The organism is Micrococcus sp. FDAARGOS_333 (assembly GCF_002206575.2).
GTDB lineage: Bacteria > Actinomycetota > Actinomycetes > Actinomycetales > Micrococcaceae > Micrococcus > Micrococcus lylae.
In genome coordinates, this window is record NZ_NJFJ02000001.1 from 1,385,233 (window position 1) to 1,403,885 (window position 18,653).

Consider the following 18,653-nt stretch of genomic DNA (forward strand, 5'->3'; position numbering starts at 1 on the left):
GGGATATCGGCAAGGACCGGTTCGCAGGCATCGCCGCGACGGCGACGACCACCTCCCCGCCCGTGGCGGAGAACCCCCTCTTTTTCACCCGGCCCTCAGGGCTGCCGCAGCGCAGCACGGCCGGAAACCATCGACGAGCCGTGCCCGCAGTGAGCGCGCCACGGCCGAAACCGAGTCAGAAGGACCCTTCGTGACCGAATCCATGGAACAGACCGCCCCCTCCGCGAACGCCGGCGGCGGACTGGCCTCTCTCAAGCTCGCCCAGCTCCAGGCCCTGGCCTCCCAGCTCGGCATCACCGGCAGCCGCCGCATGCGCAAGTCGGACCTGGTGGCCGCGATCGCCGACCACCAGCGCGGCGGTGCCGTGGCCGACCGCGAGGCCGCGGAGAAGCGTGCGGCCGAGAAGAAGGCCGCCGAGCAGAAGCAGGCTGCCGAGAAGGCGGAAAAGGACGAGACCGCGCAGGGCGAACAGCGCGTCGAGCGCCCGGCCCGCCGCTCCCGCCGTGCCGGCTCGGACGGCTCCGCGCCGGCCGAACAGCGCGGGGACCGCAAGGACGAGCAGAGCCAGGACGAGCAGGACAGCCGCGGCCGCCGGAACCAGGGTCAGGACGAGACGACCCGCGGCGAGGGCCAGGACAAGGCCTCCGGCGGCGCCCGCGAGGACCGCGGCGACCGCTCTGAGGACGAGAAGAAGTCCGGCAGCCACGAGCGCGAGAACGGCCGCGGGGACAAGGGCGGCCGCAGCCGCGACGCGGACGACCGCGACAACGGCGGTGGCAACGACAACAGCGGCCGCAACGACAAGGGCGGCCGGAATCGGAATCGCGGCGACCGCGACGAGGACGACCGGGACAACGGCGGCCGCAACGACAAGGGCGGCCGGAACGACAAGGGCGGCCGGAACCGGAACCGCGGCGACCGCGATGACGACGAGCGCGGGTCGCGTCGCTCCCGCCGCAACCGCAACCGAAACGACCGCAACCGGAACCGCCGCGGGCGCGGTGGCCCCGAGGTGGACGACACCGAGCTGACCGAGGACGACGTCCTGCAGCCGGTGGCCGGCATCCTCGACGTGCTGGACAACTACGCCTTCGTCCGCACCTCCGGCTACCTGCCCGGCCAGAACGACGTCTACGTCTCCCTGCAGATGGTCAAGAAGTACGGCCTGCGCAAGGGTGACGCCGTGGTCGGCGCCATCCGCGCACCGCGTGAGGGCGAGAAGCGCAACAGCGGTGGCGGCAACCGCCAGAAGTTCAACGCCCTGGTGAAGCTGTCCACCGTGAACGGCGCCCCGGCCGAGGAGGATCCGACCCGCGTCGAGTTCTCCAAGCTGGTCCCGCTGTACCCGCAGGAGCGCCTGCGCCTGGAGACCGACCACAAGCTGGTCGGCCCCCGCGTGATCGACCTGGTCAGCCCGATCGGCAAGGGTCAGCGCGGCCTCATCGTCTCCCCGCCGAAGGCCGGCAAGACGATGATCCTGCAGTCGATCGCCAACGCGATCACCACGAACAACCCCGAGGTCCACCTCATGATGGTGCTCGTCGACGAGCGCCCCGAGGAGGTCACGGACATGCAGCGTTCGGTGAAGGGCGAGGTCGTCGCCTCGACCTTCGACCGGCCGGCGGACGACCATACCACCGTGGCCGAGCTGGCGATCGAGCGTGCCAAGCGCCTCGTGGAGCTGGGCCGAGACGTGGTGGTCCTGCTCGACTCCATGACCCGCCTGGGCCGCGCCTACAACCTGGCCGCCCCGGCCTCGGGCCGCATCCTCTCCGGCGGTGTGGACTCCTCGGCGCTGTACCCGCCGAAGAAGTTCTTCGGCGCCGCCCGCAACATCGAGAACGGCGGCTCCCTGACCATCCTCGCCACCGCCCTGGTGGAGACCGGCTCCCGCATGGACGAGGTCATCTTCGAGGAGTTCAAGGGCACCGGCAACATGGAGCTGCGCCTGTCCCGCCAGCTCGCCGAGCGCCGCATCTTCCCGGCGGTGGACGTCAACGCGTCCGGCACCCGCCGCGAGGAGGCCCTTCTCTCCCCCGAGGAGGTCAAGATCATGTGGAAGCTGCGCCGCGTGCTCTCCGGTCTGGAGACCCAGCAGGCGCTGGAGCTGCTCACCAACAAGATCAAGGACACCGCGTCCAACGCCGAGTTCCTCATGCTGGTCTCCAAGACCACCCTGGGCTCGAAGGGCGACGACTAGTCACCACCGCCACGCCGGCCCCGGCGGGAGCACCTGCTTCCGCCGGGGCCGGCGTCGTCGTGTCCGCCCCTGTCCTGTGCGGACCTGTCCTGTCCGCCGCTGTCCCGTCCCCACTCCGAAAGGCCACCGCCGTGTTCGACTCCGTCACCGAGCTGCTCGCCGAGCACCGTGAGCTCACCGAGCGCCTGGCCGACCCGGCCGTGCACGCAGATGCTGCCCTGGCCCGACGCCTGGGGCGGCGGTACGCGGAGCTGGGGGCCGTCGTCGCGGCCCACACCGCGTGGGTGCAGGCGGAGGAGGACCTGGCCGACGCCGCCGAGCTGGCCGCCGAGCCGGGGGAGGACGGCGAGGCCTTCGCCGCCGAGCTGCCCGGGCTCACCGCACGCCGGGACGAGGCCGCCGAGCGCCTGCGCCGCGTGCTCATCCCGCGCGACCCGGACGACGCCCGGGACGTGATCATGGAGGTCAAGGCCGGCGAAGGCGGCGAGGAGGCCGCGCTGTTCGCCGGGGACCTGGTGCGGATGTACCTGCGCTACGCCGAGTCCCGCGGCTGGTCCTGCCAGATGCTCTCCGTCACGGAATCGGACCTCGGCGGGTACAAGGACGCGCAGATCGCCGTGCGCGGCACGGGGGCCGGCCCGTCCGAGGGCGTGTTCGCGGCCCTGAAGTTCGAAGGCGGTGTGCACCGGGTGCAGCGCGTGCCCGTCACCGAGTCCGCCGGGCGCATCCACACCTCGGCCGCCGGCGTGCTGGTGCTGCCGGAGGCGGAGGAGGCGGAAGAGGTCCGGATCGACCCGCACGAGCTGAAGGTGGACGTCTTCCGTTCCTCGGGCCCGGGCGGGCAGTCCGTGAACACGACAGACTCGGCCGTGCGCCTGACCCACCTGCCGACGGGCATCGTGGTGTCCATGCAGAACGAGAAGTCGCAGCTGCAGAACCGCGAGGCCGCCCTGCGCGTGCTGCGCTCCCGCCTGCTGGACCTGCAGCGCCAGGAGCGCGAGGCCGCGGACGCCGCCGCACGCCACGGCCAGGTCCGCACCCTGGACCGCTCGGAGCGCGTGCGGACCTACAACTTCCCGGAGAACCGGATCGCGGACCACCGCTCCGGCTACAAGGCCTACAACCTGGACGCCGTGCTGGACGGAGACCTCGGTCCCGTCATCGCCTCCCTGCAGGCCCAGGACGAGCAGCGCCGCCTCGACGCCCTCGGCGGGGGAGCGGCATGACCGGCAGCGGCCTTTCCGCGGACGGTGCCGGGCCCGCCTCCGGCGGTGCCCTTCCAAAGCCGGCGACGACGGACTGGCACCTGCTCGTGCGCGGTGCGCTCCGGCGTCTGTCCGGCTCCGGGGTGGACAGCCCGCGGGCCGACGCCGAGCAGCTCGCCGCCCACGTGATGGGTCTTCAGACCGGTGCCGCCCTCGCCCGGATCCTCGCCGGCGCCCAGGCGTCGGCGGACGAGGCCGCGCGCTACGGCAAGCTCGTCGCCCGGCGCGTCGAGCGTGTGCCGCTGCAGCACCTCACGGGCGAGGCCTCCTTCCACGGCGTGTGCCTGCAGGTGGGCCCCGGCGTCTTCCTGCCGCGCCCGGAGACCGAGCTGCTCGTCGAGCACACCCTGGCCGCCGTGGCCGGGATCGACCGCCCCGTGTTCGTGGACCTGTGCACCGGCTCCGGCGCCGTCGCCGCAGCCCTCGCCCACGCCCGCGCCGAGACCGGGCGGCCCGCCGACGTGCACGCCGTGGAACTGGACCCGACCGCCCACCGCTGGGCGGCCTGGAACCTGGAGCCGCTCGGCGTCCACCTGGTGCTCGGCGATGCCGCCGCGGCGCTGTCCGAGCTGGACGCCACGGCGGACGCGGTGACCGTGAACCCGCCGTACGTGCCCGACGGGCGGCTGCCGGCCCAGCCGGAGGCTCGCCTCGATCCGGCGCTCGCCCTTTACGGCGGCGACGAGGCCGGCACCCGCATCCCCCTGACGATGGCCACGGCGGCCGCCCGGCTGCTCCGGACCGGGGGAGTGCTGACCATGGAGCACGACGAGACCCACGGGCCCGAGCTGGTCACGGCCGTGAGGGCACAGGGGGCCTGGGCCGACGTCGTCGGGCACCAGGACCTGACCGGACGCCCCCGCTGGCTGCACGCCGTGCGCGCCTGACCGACAGAGAGAACGATGATGGAAGAATGGACCGCGTGAGTGAGCTGATCGACGTCACGGACACCTCCGACCTTCACCACGCCGTGGAGCGTGCCCGGACGGCCCTGGGCAACCGCGAGTGCGTGGTGCTGCCGACCGACACTGTCTACGGCATCGGTGCGGACGCGTTCTCCCCGCTGGCCGTCGCCGTGCTGCTGGCCGCCAAGGGCCGAGGCCGTACCATGCCGCCGCCGGTGCTCATCGCGGACCGCAACGTGATGCAGGGCCTGGCGTACGACGTCCCCGAGGCCGCCGAGCAGCTGGCCGCCGAGCACTGGCCGGGGCCACTCACCCTGATCCTCAAGTCCCAGCCGACCCTCACCTGGGACCTCGGCGAGACCCGCGGCACCGTGGCCCTGCGCGTGCCTGCCGACCCGGCCGCGCGCGAGCTGCTCTACGCCGTGGGCCCGATGGCCGTCTCCTCCGCCAACCGCACCGGCATGGCGGCGGCCACCACCGTCCAGGAGGCCCAGGAGATGCTCGGCGAGACCGTCTCCGTCTACCTGGACGGCGGCCCGCGCACCGAGAACACCCCGTCGACCATCGTCGACTGCACCGTCACCCCCTTCCGGGTCGCCCGCCAGGGCGCCCTGCCGCTCGAGGTGCTGCGCGAGACCGTCCCGGACCTGCTGGCCGAGGGCGAGGACGCCCCGCCGCCGGACACCGCCACGTCCGCCGATCCGGCGACCTTCTCCACCGTCGACCGCGCCGACAACACCCCCGCCCCGGGGAACGGGGGCGCCTCCGTGCCGGAGGAAGCCGCAGAGGGCGAGGCCGACGAACACCCGCCCCGGGACTGACCGGCCTCCATGCGTGCCTACGTCCTGGTCATCGCGGTCACGGCGCTCACCTGCCTGGTGACGACGCCGCTGATCCGCCAGGTCGCGCTCCGGGGCCGCGCCTACAGCCCGCACCGCACCCGCGACATGCACGTCCGCGCCGTCCCCAAGCTCGGCGGCGTGGCCATGGTCATGGCCGTGCTCCTGGGCATGACGGTCGCCGGCACTGTGCCCTTCCTCGACGGCATCTTCAGCGACTCCGCCCCCGTCCGCGGCCTCCTCGCGGCGCTGGGCATCATCACGGTGCTCGGGATGGTGGACGACCTCTGGGACCTGCGCTGGTGGGCGAAGATGGCCGGACAGATCGCCGCGGCCCTCGCGGTGGCGCTGGGCGGCATCAGGGTCGAGGCCATGCCCTTCGCCTGGATCCCGGTCGGCAACGAGCCGATGCAGATCCTGCTGACCGTGTTCGTGATCGTGCTGACCATGAACGCCATCAACTTCGTGGACGGGCTGGACGGCCTCGCCGCGGGCGTCGCGCTGATCGGCGGGTCGGCCTTCTTCGTGTACTCGTACCTGCTGACCAGGACGATCAACGAGTTCGACTACTCGAACCTCGCGACGCTCATGATGGCGCTGCTCGTCGGCGCCTCCCTCGGGTTCCTGCCGTACAACGTCAGCCCGGCCAAGATCTTCATGGGAGAGGTCGGCGCCCTGCTCATCGGACTGCTGCTGGCCACGGCCGCCGTCGCCGTGACCGCCGACGTCGACGCGCTGGACGGGTTCCGGTTCCGCAACGTGCCGGCCTACATGCCGATCCTGCTGCCGCTGGCCGTGCTCGCCCTGCCGCTGATCGACCTGACCACGGCCGTGATCCGCCGCACCGCCCGCGGGTCAAGCCCGTTCTCCGCCGACCGCGGCCACCTCCACCACAAGCTCGTGGACGGCGGCTACACCCAGCCGCAGGCCGTGGCGCTGCTCTGGCTCTGGAGCTTCCTCGTCTCCTGGGGAGCGGTGTCCCTGAACTTCTTCGACGACCGCGTCGTCCTCCCGGTCCTGGCCGTGCTGCTGCTCGCCGCCGGGTACCTCACCCTGCACCCCATGGTGCGCCGCCGCCGGGGCGCGGCCGAGACCACACCCGACGAGGTCGACCCCCAGGAGTTGCAATGACCGCCCGCCGACGACGAGCCCCGCGCGAGAACACCCGAGGCTGGTGGGGGATCCTCCTGGTCTCGGTGGCGGCCACCGCCGCGGCCGTCGTCGTCTGCGCGCTCGTGTCCGGTCTGATGCACGGGGGAGCGGCCGCCGCCTCCGCCGGCCTCGGCGGGGGACTGGTGCTGCTGCTGTCCGCGGTCACCCTCGCCCTCATCGCCTGGCTGTGGGACCGGCAGCGCGAGATGGTCATGGTGCTGAGCATCGGCGCATTCGTCCTCAAGATCGTGCTCTACGGCCTCTTGCTCACCGTCGTCCCCCGACCGCAGTGGCTCGACGCGCTTGCCGCAGGGGTGGCCGCGCTCGTGGCGATCGTGGTCTGGCAGGCCGCGGAGGTGCTCGTGTTCGCACGCACCCGCCGCAGCATCTACTGAAGCGGAAACGGGCCCTGCGCCGCAGATCTGCGGGGCGGGCGCCGGACCCGGCAGGCCACGCCCGAATGGGGTGAGCGCCACACTCCTGACGACGTCTGCAGTTCGTTCGCGGGGGCTTCTTTTTGGTATCGTTATCTCAGATCACAATCGACGGCCACAGGTGCCGCCGTGCGCGACCACATCTCCCCATGGCAGAGCCGCCGACCGTGGCCCTGACGTGCGCGGATGCGGGAGCCGGCAGCCGGGCTGTCGACGCATCACTGCCAGAGAGGACCCGCGTGCTTTCCCTCGTGCTCGCCAATGTCGCCAGCGCCGGCTTCACGCCGCCCAGCATCAGCGACGCCCACCTGCCGGAGATTCTGCCGTGGGGTGCCGAGTACGGCACCGGCTTCGGCAAGCAGATGCTGATGGTCATCCTGTCGATCGTCCTGATCTCCGGCTTCTTCATGCTGGCCATGCGCAAGCCGAAGCTGGTCCCGGGCAAGACCCAGTGGCTGGCAGAGTCGGGCTACTCCTTCGTGCGCAACTCCATCGCCAAGGACATCCTCGGCGAGAAGGACTTCAAGGCCTGGGTCCCGCTGCTGTTCGGACTGTTCTTCTTCGTGCTGGTCAACAACATCTTCGGCGCGATCCCGCTGCTGCAGCTGCCGTCCTTCTCCCACGCCGGCGCCGCCTACGCCCTTGCGCTGATCGTCTACGTCATCTGGATCGGCGTCGGTGTCCGCCACCACGGCCCGAAGTACTTCAAGCTGGCCGTCGTCCCGTCCGGTGTCCCGGGCTGGATCCTCCCGCTGCTCGTGCCGCTCGAGGTCATTTCGAACTTCATCGTGCGCCCGCTGACGCATTCCCTGCGTCTGATGGCGACCATGCTCGCAGGCCACATGATCGTGATGCTGGCCGGCACCGGTGCCGCCTACCTGATCATGGAGTCGGGATCGCTCTTCCTACAGGGTGCTGGTGTCCTGGCGATCATCGGCTCGGTCGCGCTGTACTTCCTCGAGCTGCTGATCATGTACCTGCAGGCCTTCGTCTTCACCCTGCTCACCGCGATCTACGTCCAGGGCGCGATTGCGGCGAACGACCACTGAGTTTTCCGGGGCCGGTAGCCTGAGCGCACCGGCCGCGGAGCGGCGGCCGGCGGCCGCCACCCCACAGACGTCTCGATGCCGGTGAACGCCGGGCCACATCGAGAACACCCTCCGACCCTGCCGGGGACCGACTCCGGCATCGTGAAAGGAACACCATGGATCTCCACGGTTCTCTCAACATGATCGGCTACGGCCTGGCCTCCATCGGCTCCGCCATCGGCGTGGGCCTCATCTTCGCCGCCTACATCAACGGCGTCGCCCGTCAGCCGGAGGCCCAGCGCATCCTGCAGCCGATCGCCCTGCTCGGCTTCGCGCTGGCCGAGGCCCTTGCCATCCTGGGCCTGGTCTTCGCCTTCGTCATCGGCGCCTGACGCGCCCGTGTCCAGCGAGCGGTCGGCCGACCTGAGGGTCGGCCCGGCGGCTCCTCCTATTCAGGACTCATGACCGAAGGATGGTTGAAACATGATCAGCTCTGCACTGATCCTGGGCGCGGCTGAGGGTGCGAATCCTCTCGTTCCCAACCCGTGGGAGATTGTCGTCGTCGCGGTGGGCTTCGCCGTGCTGATGTTCATCGTCATCAAGTTCATCGTCCCGGCCCTCGAGAAGTCCTACCAGGACCGTGTCGAGGCGATCGAGGGCGGCCTGGCCAAGGCCGAGAAGGCCCAGGCCGAGGCGAACGCGATGATGGCGGACTACGAGCAGCAGCTCGCCGACGCCCGCCAGGAGGCCAACCGCATCCGCGAGGAGGCCCGCACCGAGGGCGCTCAGATCGTCGCGGAGGCCAAGGAGCGTGCTCAGGCCGAGGCGAACCGCATCACCGAGCAGGCCCACACCCAGATCGCCGCGGACCGCGCCCAGACTGCCACCCAGCTGCGCACCGAGGTCGGCACCCTGGCCACCACGCTTGCCGGCAAGATCGTGGGCGAGTCCCTGGACGACGACGCCCGCTCCCAGCGAGTGGTCGACCGTTTCCTGGCTGATCTCGACAAGCACCAGAACGCAGGTGTGTCCGAATGATGACCGGTGCATCGAGGGACTCCCTGGCCGCTGCCCTCCAGGCGGCGGAGCCGGTGCTGAACGAGGGCGGCGTCGCCCTGGCCCGTGAGCTCTTCGGCGCCCTGGACGTCATGGACGAGCACGGTGCCGTGCGTCGCGCGCTGACCGACCCGGCCTGGACGACCGAGCGCCGTCACGGCCTCGTCGACTCCCTGTTCGGCACCCGGGTGACCCCCGGTGCGCTGCAGGTCCTGAAGGATCTGGCCGGTCGTCGCTGGTCGGCTGAGCGGGATCTCGGCGACGCCCTGGAGGTCGTGGCCTCCCATGCCGCGGCCGCCGAGGCCGAGCGCGGCGGGCACGAGGGCCTCGCGGGCCTGTCCCGCGAGCTGCTCGGCTTCAACCGCACCGCCGACTCCTCGCACGAGGTGCAGTGGGCGCTGACCGACCAGCAGGCACCCGCCGAGGCCCGTGTGGCTCTGGCACACCGCCTGCTGGGCAAGGACGCCACCGAGCCGGGCAAGCTGCTCGTGGAGCGGGCCGTCAAGGCCCCCCGCGGCCGCAAGCCCTTCCGCGCCGTGCGCGACTGTGCTGACGTCGTGGCAGACCGCCAGCGTCAGTGGATCGCCGACGTCACCGTCGCCAAGCCCCTGGACGAGACCCAGCAGGCTCGCCTGACCCAGGGCCTGAGCCGCGCCTTCGGTCGCGAGCTCGTCCTGGACATGACCGTCGACCCCACCGTGGTGGGCGGCATCCGCGTGCAGGTGGGCGACGACGTGATCGACGCGTCCATGTCGAGCCGACTCAACGACCTCCAGCGCCGGATGGCCGGCTGACCCGAGGGTCGGCCGCACCGGGGACGGAACACTTACGAACCGCTGCATCATCGTCACGTCGATGATCGCCAAAGCAACAGAGAGCAGGGACTGCAGATGGCCGAACTGACCATCAACGCTGACGATGTCCGCAATGCCTTGAACGACTTCGCGGCATCCTACGAACCGACCGGCGGAGACCGCACCGAGGTGGGCCACGTGCTCACCGCCGCGGACGGCATCGCCCGTGTGGAGGGTCTGCCCTCCGTCATGGCGAACGAGCTCCTCCGCTTCGAGAACGGCACCCTGGGCCTGGCCCAGAACCTCGACACCCGTGAGATCGGCGTCGTCGTGCTGGGAGAGTTCCAGCAGATCCGTGAGGGCATGGAGGTGCACCGCACCGGCGAGATCCTCTCGGTCCCGGTCGGCGACGGCTTCATGGGCCGCGTCGTGGATCCGCTGGGACAGCCGCTGGACGACCTGGGCCCGATCGAAGCCGAGGGCCGCCGTGCCCTCGAGCTGCAGGCGCCGACGGTGACCGAGCGCAAGTCGGTGCACGAGCCGCTGCAGACCGGCATCAAGGCGATCGACGCCATGATCCCGATCGGCCGTGGCCAGCGCCAGCTGATCATCGGCGACCGCCAGACCGGCAAGACCGCCATCGCGGTCGACACCATCCTGAACCAGAAGGCCAACTGGGAGTCCGGCGATCCGGAGAAGCAGGTCCGCTGCGTCTACGTCGCCGTCGGCCAGAAGGCCTCCACCATCGCCGGTGTGCGCGCCACCCTCGAGGAGCAGGGTGCGCTGGAGTACACCACCATCGTGGCGTCCCCGGCCTCCGACCCGGCGGGCTTCAAGTACCTGGCCCCGTACGCCGGCTCGGCCATCGGCCAGCACTGGATGTACGGCGGCAAGCACGTCCTGATCATCTTCGACGACCTGTCGAAGCAGGCCGAGGCCTACCGCGCCGTCTCCCTCCTCCTCCGCCGTCCCCCGGGACGCGAGGCCTACCCGGGCGACGTGTTCTACCTGCACTCCCGGCTGCTCGAGCGCTGCGCGAAGCTGTCCGACGAGATGGGCGCCGGCTCCATGACCGGCCTGCCGATCATCGAGACCAAGGCGAACGACGTGTCGGCCTACATCCCGACCAACGTCATCTCCATCACCGACGGGCAGATCTTCCTGCAGTCGGACCTGTTCAACGCGAACCAGCGTCCGGCCGTGGACGTCGGCATCTCCGTGTCCCGCGTGGGCGGCGCCGCCCAGGTGAAGGCCATGAAGAAGGTCTCCGGCACCCTGAAGCTGGACCTGGCCCAGTACCGCGACATGCAGGCGTTCTCCATGTTCGCCTCTGACCTGGATCCGGCTACCCGCCGCCAGCTCGCCCGCGGTGAACGCCTCATGGAGCTCCTGAAACAGCCGCAGTACATGCCGTACCCGGTCGAGGAGCAGGTCGTGTCGATCTGGGCCGGTTCCAAGGGCCACCTCGACGAGGTGGCCGTGGACGACGTCCTCCGCTTCGAGCGTGAGTTCATCGACCACCTGCGCCGCAAGGACGTGGCGCTCGGTGCGATCGGCTCCACCGGCAAGCTCGAGGACGACACCCTCGAGGTCCTGACCTCTGAGATCGAGGAGTTCAAGAAGAACTTCCAGCCCTCGGGGAAGGACGGCGTCGCCGCCGGCAACGTGGAGCACCAGGCGATCGACGAGGATCAGGTCGCGCAGGAGCAGATCACCAAGCAGAAGCGCTGACCGCAGAGGTTCAGTGAGCGGCCCGGCGTCATGCCGGCGCCGGGCCGCCGCCCCTCCGCCAGGAAAGGACCATCATGGGAGCCCAGATCCGGGTCTACCGTCAGAAGATCGCATCGACCTCGTCGATGAAGAAGATCTTCAAGGCGATGGAACTGATCGCCACGTCCCGCATCACGAAGGCACGCGAGCGGGTCAACCAGTCGCTGCCGTACGCGAACGCGATCACGCGCGCCGTCTCCGCAGTCTCGTCCCAGCACGACATCGACCACGTGCTGACCACCGAGCCGGAGAACCCGACCCGGGCCGCCGTGCTGATCATGTCCTCCGACCGCGGCCTGGCCGGCGCCTACTCGGCGAACGTCCTGCGCAAGTCGGAGGAGCTCATCCAGCGCCTCACCGACGAGGGCAAGGAGATCGACCTCTACGTGCTCGGCCGCAAGGCCCAGGGATACCTGGACTTCCGCAGCCGCGAGTACGTCAAGGTGTGGACCGGCCAGACCGACGCTCCGGTCGCCGAGCGCGCCCAGGAGATCGGCGAGACCCTCGTGGACGCGTTCCTCAAGGACACCGCCGCTGGCGGCGTGGACGAGATCCACGTGGTCTTCACCGAGTTCGTCTCGCTCGTCAAGCAGAATCCGGTCGTCGTGCGGCTGCTTCCCCTCGAGGTCGTCGAGGAGCAGGTCACCGACGCGGACGACGTCCTGCCGCTGTACGAGTACGAGCCGGACGCGGAGCAGGTCCTGGACGCCCTCCTGCCGAAGTACATCGAGTCCCGCATCTTCAACGCGATGCTGCAGGCTGCCGCCTCGGAGCTGGCCAACCGCCAGCGCGCGATGAAGTCGGCGGGCGACAACGCCACGAACCTCATCAAGGACTACACGCTCCTGATGAACAACGCTCGACAGGCGGAGATCACGCAGGAGCTCACCGAGCTCATCGCCGGTGCAGACGCGCTCAACAACTCCTGAGCGCAGACGCCATCCGACCCGCCATCCACACACGATAAGAAGTGAGAGAGATGACTGCCACCATCAACGATCAGGGCACCGGGGCCTCCACCGGCGGTGCCATCGGGCGCGTCGCCCGCGTCATCGGTCCGGTGATCGATGCCGAGTTCCCCGCCAACGCCATGCCGGAGATCTACAACGCGCTGACCGCTGAACTGACCCTCAACGGCCAGACCCGCGTCGTGACCTTCGAGGTCGCCCAGCACCTGGGCGACAACATGGTCCGTGCGATCTCCCTGCAGTCCACCGACGGCCTCGTCCGCGGCGCCCAGGTCACCGACTCGGGCGCACCGATCTCCGTGCCGGTCGGCGACGTGGTCAAGGGCCACCTGTTCAACGTGCTGGGCGAGACCCTGGACACCCCGATCGACTCGCTCGACGTGACCGAGCGCTGGCCGATCCACCGTGCCGCCCCGTCCTTCGCCGCCCTGGAGGGCTCCACCGAGATGCTGGAGACCGGCATCAAGGTGATCGACCTGCTGACCCCCTACATCAAGGGCGGCAAGATCGGCCTGTTCGGCGGTGCGGGTGTGGGCAAGACCGTGCTCATCCAGGAGATGATCACCCGTGTGGCCCGCAACTTCGGCGGCACCTCCGTGTTCGCCGGCGTCGGCGAGCGAACCCGTGAGGGCAACGACCTCTGGGTCGAGATGGACGAGGCCGACGTGCTCAAGGACACCGCTCTGGTGTTCGGCCAGATGGACGAGCCGCCGGGAACGCGTCTGCGCGTGGCCCTGTCCGCGCTGACCATGGCGGAGTACTTCCGCGATGTGCAGAACCAGGACGTGCTGCTGTTCATCGACAACATCTTCCGCTTCTCTCAGGCCGGCTCCGAGGTCTCCACCCTGCTGGGCCGTATGCCCTCCGCGGTGGGCTACCAGCCGAACCTGGCGGACGAGATGGGTGTGCTGCAGGAGCGCATCACCTCGACTCGCGGCCACTCCATCACCTCGATGCAGGCGGTCTACGTCCCGGCGGACGACTACACCGACCCCGCCCCGGCCAACGTGTTCGCCCACCTGGACGCCACCACCAACCTGACCCGTGACCTCGCCTCGCGTGGTCTGTACCCGGCCGTGGATCCGCTGGCCTCGACCTCGCGCATCCTCGACCCGCAGTACGTGGGCCAGGACCACTACGACACCGCGATCCGCGTGAAGCAGATCCTGCAGAAGAACAAGGAGCTGCAGGACATCATCGCGATCCTCGGCGTCGACGAGCTCGGCGAGGAGGACAAGATCACCGTGGCGCGCGCCCGCAAGATCGAGCAGTTCCTCTCGCAGAACACCTACACCGCGAAGCAGTTCACCGGTGTCGAGGGTTCGACCGTGGCGATCAAGGACACCGTCGAGGGCTTCAAGGCCATCTGCGACGGCGACGTCGACCACATCGCCGAGCAGGCCTTCTACAACGTCGGCGGCATGGACGACGTCGAGCGCGAGTGGGCCAAGATCCAGGCTGAGGGCTGATCGTCATGGCAGAGCTGAAGGTGGAGATCGTCTCCGAGGAGCGCTCCGTGTGGAATGGCACCGCCTCTGCGGTGTCCGCACGGACGATCGACGGTGAGATCGGCATTCTGCCCGGCCACACCCCGCTGCTCGCCGTGCTCGGCGACGGCGAGGTCGTGCTCCGCACCACGGACGGCTCCACGGTGACGGCTCACGCCGCCGGTGGATTCTTCTCCGTGGACAACGACCAGGTCGTCATCGCTGCCACCAGCGCCCGCATGGGCTCTGGGAAGCAGGACTGACCCGCTCACCCGCTGGGATCCGAACGCATGAAGGGCCCGGTGCTGGTGATCGCCGCAGTGGCGGCAGGAGCGATCCTGCTGGCCGTGTGGCTGATCCGGCACCGGGCCCTCATGGCGTCTCCGGGGACCTTCCCCGCGGTCGGCACGGACCGCCGGGGCCGGCGTCACCGCGTCGTCGGGCAGTACGACGACGACACCCTGCGGCTGTTCCGCAGCTACTCCTGCAAGGTGCGGCCCGCCTGGTCGGCCCAGCGCTGCGGCATGGACCTGGAACGGGTGCATGCCGACGATCTTCCGGAGACCGCCGTGCGCGTGCGGGTCACCGATTCCAAGGCGAGCTTCACGCTGGACCTGGATCCCGCCGACGCCTCCGGCCTGCGCGCCTGGACCGAGGCCGGCCCGTCCCAGGCGGTCCAGCCCTGGTGGAACTCCGGACGCCTCTGAGCGGCGCGCTGTCCCCGGCGCCGCAGATCTGTGGCACGCCATGGTCGGGCCTGCGTGGTGGACGGGCTCTCTCACGTGTGCGGCTCTGGGCCGCACCGGCGTCAGAACAGGCGGGCCTCGGCGTCGTCCACGCCGCGCATGGCGTCGTAGTCCAGGGTCACGCAGCGGATGCCGCGGTCCTCGGCGAGTGTCCGTGCCTGCGGCTTGATCTGCTGGGCGGCGAACACGCCCGTCACCGGGGCGAGCAGAGGATCGCGGTTCATCAGCTCGAGGTAGCGGGTGAGCTGCTCCACCCCGTCGATGTCCCCACGGCGTTTCAGCTCCACGGCCACGGTCGCGCCCTCGCCGTCACGGGCCAGGATGTCCACGGGGCCGATCGCCGTCATGTATTCGCGGCGGACCAGGGTCCAGCCCTCGCCGAGCGTGGTGATCTGTTCGGCGAGCAGGCGCTGCAGGTCCGCCTCGACGCCGTCCTTCACGAGTCCGGGGTCCACGCCCAGGTCGTGATGGGTGTCCGAGTGGATCTGTTCGATCAGCACCACCAGGCGGTCGTCGCTCTTCTTCGCCTGCACCCGCCAGACCTGCTCGACGCCCTGAGCGGCCTGGTCCGCGGTCGGCTCCTCCACATGGAGGGTGGCCGGAGGGCTCATCCAGTTCAGGGGCTTGTAGGAGCCGCCGTCGGAATGCACCAGGACGGACCCGTCGGCCTTCACCATGAGCAGGCGGGTCGCGGTGGGCAGGTGAGCGTTGAGACGGCCCTCGTAGGTCACGGAGCAGCGGGCAATGACGAGACGCACCCGGCCAGTGTAGTGGGAGAGCGTGGCTGCGCCGGGCCTCACACCGGGCCTCACACCGGGCTGCATGCCGGGCGTGTGCGAGCATGGGGGCATGCCCCGTTCCCCGCAGCGCCGCCGTCGCGGCGGCTCCTCCCGTGCGCGCCCGTCCGGCGGCCGGAACCCCGTCGGCCCCGGCCGTGCAGACCGGCTTGAGGAGCTGCTGGGCCTGGACACCGGTTACAGCCACCAGACGGGATCGGACGGGGGCTGGCATGTGCGGCAGGTCCCGGCTTGGCGTGCGGTGAAGGACTACACCTGTCCGGGCTGCGGGCGTCGGATCCCCCAGGGGGCCGCACACCTGGTGGCCTGGCGCAGTGACTGGATCATGGGGGACGAGGACGCAGGGGCGGAACGCCGCCACTGGCATCCGGTCTGCTGGCGGACGCGCCACTCGCGTTGAGACGGGGCCGTCGCGGCGTCTCCTGGCCCGGCGCCGACCGGCTGCCGCGGCGCCTCAGTGGCGGTCCTGGCGCGGGATGTACACCTCCCGGACCAGGAGCATGACGGCGGCGGCGGTCGGGATCGCCATGAGGGCTCCCAGCACGCCGAGCAGCGTGCCTCCGGCGATCACGGCGATCACGGCCACGGCGGCCGGCACGGCGACGGCACGGGCCATGACCCTGGGGGAGACCACGTAGGCCTCGACCTGCAGGTAGACGAAGTAGATGGCGGCGAAGAGGGCCGCGGTCTGCCAGTCCACGGTGAGGCAGATGCCCGTGATGATGAGACCGCCGATCATGGCACCCACCAGCGGGATGAACGCCGTCATGCCGGCGAAGAACGCCAGCAGCGCGGCATAGGGTGTGCCGGCGATCGACATCGCCACGAATGCCACCGTGCCGTTGAGCAGGGCCACGAAGGACTGGCCCATCACGTAGTGGCCCACGGAGGAGGTGATCTTCTCCGCCAGGTATTCCACGCGGACGCGGCGCGAACGCGGCGCCAGGCGGTAGAGCCAGTACTTCATGGCCGGCAGCGAGGCCAGGAAATACAGGGTCAGCACGAGCACCACGAGCGTGGAGAACGCCGTGTTGATCAGGAACTGCCCCAGTCCCACGAGCCCTCCGAAGACCTGGCTCCAGGCGTTCTGGTCCTGGAAGAGCTTCTCCACCTGGCTGTCCACGGCGGCGCGGATCTGGAACTCTCGATCGAGGTCGTGGAAGATCGCCGAGCCCATGATGTCCTCGACGATCTGCGGCACGGCATTGACGAACTCTGCGGACTGCTCCACCACCGTCGGCACGAGCAGAGACAGGAATGCGGCGGCCAGCCCGGCCAGTCCGAGGACGGCCGCGAGCACCCCGATCGGCCGCGGGGCGCCCCAGGACTCGATCTTCCGCACGATCGGGTCCAGGCCCAGCGCGATGAACAGCGCGGCCAGGATCCAGACGATGAGCTCCCAGTTCGCCGAGAGCATCCAGAAGATCAGCAGCGCCAGGCCGACCCCGGCCGTGAGCAGGAAGCCGGAGGTGACCGGGGCACGGAGGACGACGGCCGGCGTTCCGTCTCCCACTCGCCCGCCCGTGGCATCCGCGCGCTCGGTCACGACGTCGGCGCCCGCCTGCGCGGCGACGTCGCCAGGCTCCGTGGCCGGCTCCGGCAGGTCGTCGACCGTGAACTCCACACGGCGGGGGCGGGGGAGCCGGCGGCCGAGACGGCGCAGGGCGCCTCCGCGCCGGGTCGCACGTACGGCTCGGGAGGGCGGTGGGCTGGCCTGTGGGTCCGTCGCGGCACGGGTCTGTTCCTCGGCGGCCGTCGGTACCTCGGATCCGCTGCGCTGGTGCTGTTCGTCCACGCGGTCAGGGTACGCCAGCCGGTGGCACGGGCCACACCGGGTCTCACCCGGTCTCCCAGGATGCTGGACGGCGCCGCGCTCGGCCGTGCACGCTGTCGGCGAATCCGCCCTCGCGTCTCTCGGCAGCGCCGGGTCACGGCGTTACCGTGGGACTCCACAGCCGTCTGAGCCTGACGGAGATCCGCGGCCGTCGGCACAGACGGCGGAGACTCCGCCCCCTGATGACTCCGCCCCCTGATGAAAGGACCCGCTCCGCCATGAGCACCCCGCACGCCGAGCAGCCGTCCGGCGCAGACCGCCTGCGCGGCGCCGTCGACCTGTCCTCCCTGGCCGCTCCGGGCACGGCGCCCGGCGGTGGGCCGGGCACCTCCGCCCCGGGGACGTCGTCGCCCGCCGCCGCAGATGCCGCGTCGGAGGGCTCGTGGGTGATCGAGCAGGCCGACCAGCAGGTGCTGCAGCAGCTCGTGCAGCTGTCCGCCCAGGTGCCGGTGGTCGTGCTGCTGCACGTGCCGGGGGACGAGACCTCGGAACAGCTGCACACGCAGTTCGCGGACGCGGTGGACGGCCAGGCCGGTCGCCTCGTGATGGGACGTGTGGACGTCGCGGCCGAGCCCCAGCTGCTGCAGGTGTTCGGCCTGCAGGCCGGCCCGGCCGTCCTGGCCCTGGTGGCCGGCCAGCCGGTGCCGTTGGCCAACCAGGCCCTGCCCGCCGACGCGCTGGAGAAGCTCGTCGGGGAGATCCAGCAGGTGGCGCAGCGCAACGGCGTCTCCGGCCAGGTCTCGCCCGTGGCCCCGGCACGCGCCGGAGCCGAGCAGCAGGCCCCCGCGACGCCGGTGCCGCCGCTGCATCGTCAGGCCCAGGAGGCCTTGGCCGCCGGCGACTGGGAGGCCGCCGTGGGCGCCTGGGAGAAGGCCCTCAATGACAACCCTGCGGACACCGCCGCCCAGCAGGGCCTGGCCTCCGCGAAGCTCATGCGCCGCACCGCGGACATGGACGCCGCGGCCGTGCGCCAGGCCGGCGCGGAGAATCCGGACGACGTGGCCGCCCAGGCCGCCGTCGCGGACCTGGACCTGCTCGGCGGCCATGTGGAGGACGCCTTCCAGCGCCTCGTCCGCTTCATCGCCCTGCACCCCGGCGAGGACCGCGAGCCGGCCCGCGCGCACCTGGTGGACCTCTACACCGTGGTCGGATCGGACGACCCGCGCGTCCAGGCCTCCCGCCGCAAGCTCGCCTCCGCGCTCTTCTGAGCCCGTCGGCTCCTGACGGAGCCGGGTCCCGACGACGGCCGCCGGCCTGCCGAGGCGGGTGGCCGTCATCGTGCCCGGCGAGGCCGCCGAGACGACGGGCAGGCGAGGCTCCGGTGAACACCCTGATCTCCGTCCTGAGTCGGAGTCGGCGGCGGCTGTGCGCCCGCTAG

19 protein-coding genes are annotated in these 18,653 nt (G+C 70.7%); 17 read left to right on the top strand and 2 right to left on the bottom strand.

Going from position 1 to position 18,653, the window contains the following annotated elements:
- The first annotated feature begins 202 nt into the window (after positions 1 to 202).
- From rho to CEQ11_RS06275, 15 genes are all read left to right on the top strand, one after another.
- Positions 203 to 2,200: a transcription termination factor Rho gene (gene rho, locus CEQ11_RS06205; protein WP_088478935.1), complete on the top strand. Its 1,998-nt coding sequence runs from the start codon at positions 203 to 205 to the stop codon at positions 2,198 to 2,200.
- 131 nt (positions 2,201 to 2,331) lie between these two features.
- On the top strand, positions 2,332 to 3,426 hold the full coding sequence (prfA, locus tag CEQ11_RS06210) for a peptide chain release factor 1 (protein WP_088478079.1): 1,095 nt from the start codon (positions 2,332 to 2,334) through the stop codon (positions 3,424 to 3,426).
- Entirely contained in the window at positions 3,423 to 4,352 is a 930-nt protein-coding gene (locus tag CEQ11_RS06215; protein ID WP_088478080.1) for a HemK/PrmC family methyltransferase, read from the top strand. The genes prfA and CEQ11_RS06215 overlap by 4 nt, the downstream gene beginning before the upstream one ends.
- 26 nt (positions 4,353 to 4,378) lie before the next feature.
- A complete protein-coding gene (locus CEQ11_RS06220; protein ID WP_088478081.1) occupies positions 4,379 to 5,191 on the top strand; it encodes an L-threonylcarbamoyladenylate synthase in 813 nt (270 codons plus the stop codon).
- Positions 5,192 to 5,200: 9 nt separating this feature from the next.
- A complete protein-coding gene (locus CEQ11_RS06225; protein ID WP_088478082.1) occupies positions 5,201 to 6,340 on the top strand; it encodes an MraY family glycosyltransferase in 1,140 nt (379 codons plus the stop codon).
- Positions 6,337 to 6,756 carry a hypothetical protein gene (locus CEQ11_RS06230; RefSeq protein ID WP_088478083.1) on the top strand — a complete coding sequence of 140 codons (420 nt, stop codon included), beginning with the start codon at positions 6,337 to 6,339 and terminating at the stop codon, positions 6,754 to 6,756. The genes CEQ11_RS06225 and CEQ11_RS06230 overlap by 4 nt, the downstream gene beginning before the upstream one ends.
- Positions 6,757 to 7,034: 278 nt before the next feature.
- Positions 7,035 to 7,844 carry a F0F1 ATP synthase subunit A gene (gene atpB / locus CEQ11_RS06235; protein WP_088478084.1) on the top strand — a complete coding sequence of 270 codons (810 nt, stop codon included), beginning with the start codon at positions 7,035 to 7,037 and terminating at the stop codon, positions 7,842 to 7,844.
- 155 nt (positions 7,845 to 7,999) lie between these two features.
- Positions 8,000 to 8,215, top strand: a complete 216-nt coding sequence (locus tag CEQ11_RS06240) for an ATP synthase subunit C (protein ID WP_067189194.1) — start codon at positions 8,000 to 8,002, stop codon at positions 8,213 to 8,215.
- A gap of 91 nt (positions 8,216 to 8,306) precedes the next feature.
- Positions 8,307 to 8,861, top strand: a complete 555-nt coding sequence (locus tag CEQ11_RS06245) for a F0F1 ATP synthase subunit B (protein WP_088478085.1) — start codon at positions 8,307 to 8,309, stop codon at positions 8,859 to 8,861.
- Complete coding sequence (locus CEQ11_RS06250; protein ID WP_227718765.1) at positions 8,861 to 9,673, top strand: F0F1 ATP synthase subunit delta; 813 nt, start codon at positions 8,861 to 8,863, stop codon at positions 9,671 to 9,673. Before CEQ11_RS06245 ends, CEQ11_RS06250 begins: the two co-directional genes overlap by 1 nt.
- 96 nt (positions 9,674 to 9,769) lie before the next feature.
- On the top strand, positions 9,770 to 11,404 hold the full coding sequence (gene atpA / locus CEQ11_RS06255) for a F0F1 ATP synthase subunit alpha (RefSeq protein ID WP_088478087.1): 1,635 nt from the start codon (positions 9,770 to 9,772) through the stop codon (positions 11,402 to 11,404).
- A 74-nt stretch (positions 11,405 to 11,478) separates the two neighbouring features.
- Entirely contained in the window at positions 11,479 to 12,372 is an 894-nt protein-coding gene (locus CEQ11_RS06260; RefSeq protein ID WP_088478088.1) for a F0F1 ATP synthase subunit gamma, read from the top strand.
- 50 nt (positions 12,373 to 12,422) lie between these two features.
- On the top strand, positions 12,423 to 13,880 hold the full coding sequence (atpD, locus tag CEQ11_RS06265; RefSeq protein WP_088478089.1) for a F0F1 ATP synthase subunit beta: 1,458 nt from the start codon (positions 12,423 to 12,425) through the stop codon (positions 13,878 to 13,880).
- 5 nt (positions 13,881 to 13,885) lie between these two features.
- A complete protein-coding gene (locus CEQ11_RS06270; protein WP_087133519.1) occupies positions 13,886 to 14,161 on the top strand; it encodes a F0F1 ATP synthase subunit epsilon in 276 nt (91 codons plus the stop codon).
- A 27-nt stretch (positions 14,162 to 14,188) separates the two neighbouring features.
- Positions 14,189 to 14,605, top strand: coding sequence for a DUF2550 family protein (locus CEQ11_RS06275; RefSeq protein ID WP_088478090.1), 417 nt, complete (start codon positions 14,189 to 14,191; stop codon positions 14,603 to 14,605).
- Between the two features lie 101 nt (positions 14,606 to 14,706).
- On the opposite strand, the gene nucS is transcribed toward CEQ11_RS06275, so the two are convergent.
- A complete protein-coding gene (gene nucS / locus CEQ11_RS06280) occupies positions 14,707 to 15,402 on the bottom strand; it encodes an endonuclease NucS (protein ID WP_088478936.1) in 696 nt (231 codons plus the stop codon).
- A gap of 91 nt (positions 15,403 to 15,493) precedes the next feature.
- On the opposite strand from nucS, the gene CEQ11_RS06285 reads away from it, so the two are divergent.
- Positions 15,494 to 15,841 (top strand): hypothetical protein, encoded by a 348-nt coding sequence (locus CEQ11_RS06285; RefSeq protein WP_088478937.1) that lies wholly within the window; start codon positions 15,494 to 15,496, stop codon positions 15,839 to 15,841.
- A 54-nt stretch (positions 15,842 to 15,895) separates the two neighbouring features.
- On the opposite strand, the gene CEQ11_RS06290 is transcribed toward CEQ11_RS06285, so the two are convergent.
- Positions 15,896 to 17,236, bottom strand: a complete 1,341-nt coding sequence (locus CEQ11_RS06290; RefSeq protein WP_088478091.1) for an AI-2E family transporter — start codon at positions 17,234 to 17,236, stop codon at positions 15,896 to 15,898.
- 257 nt (positions 17,237 to 17,493) lie between these two features.
- Here CEQ11_RS06290 and CEQ11_RS06295 point away from each other — a divergent pair, with 257 nt between their 5' ends.
- Positions 17,494 to 18,483 carry a co-chaperone YbbN gene (locus tag CEQ11_RS06295; protein ID WP_088478092.1) on the top strand — a complete coding sequence of 330 codons (990 nt, stop codon included), beginning with the start codon at positions 17,494 to 17,496 and terminating at the stop codon, positions 18,481 to 18,483.
- Positions 18,484 to 18,653: the final 170 nt, after the last annotated feature.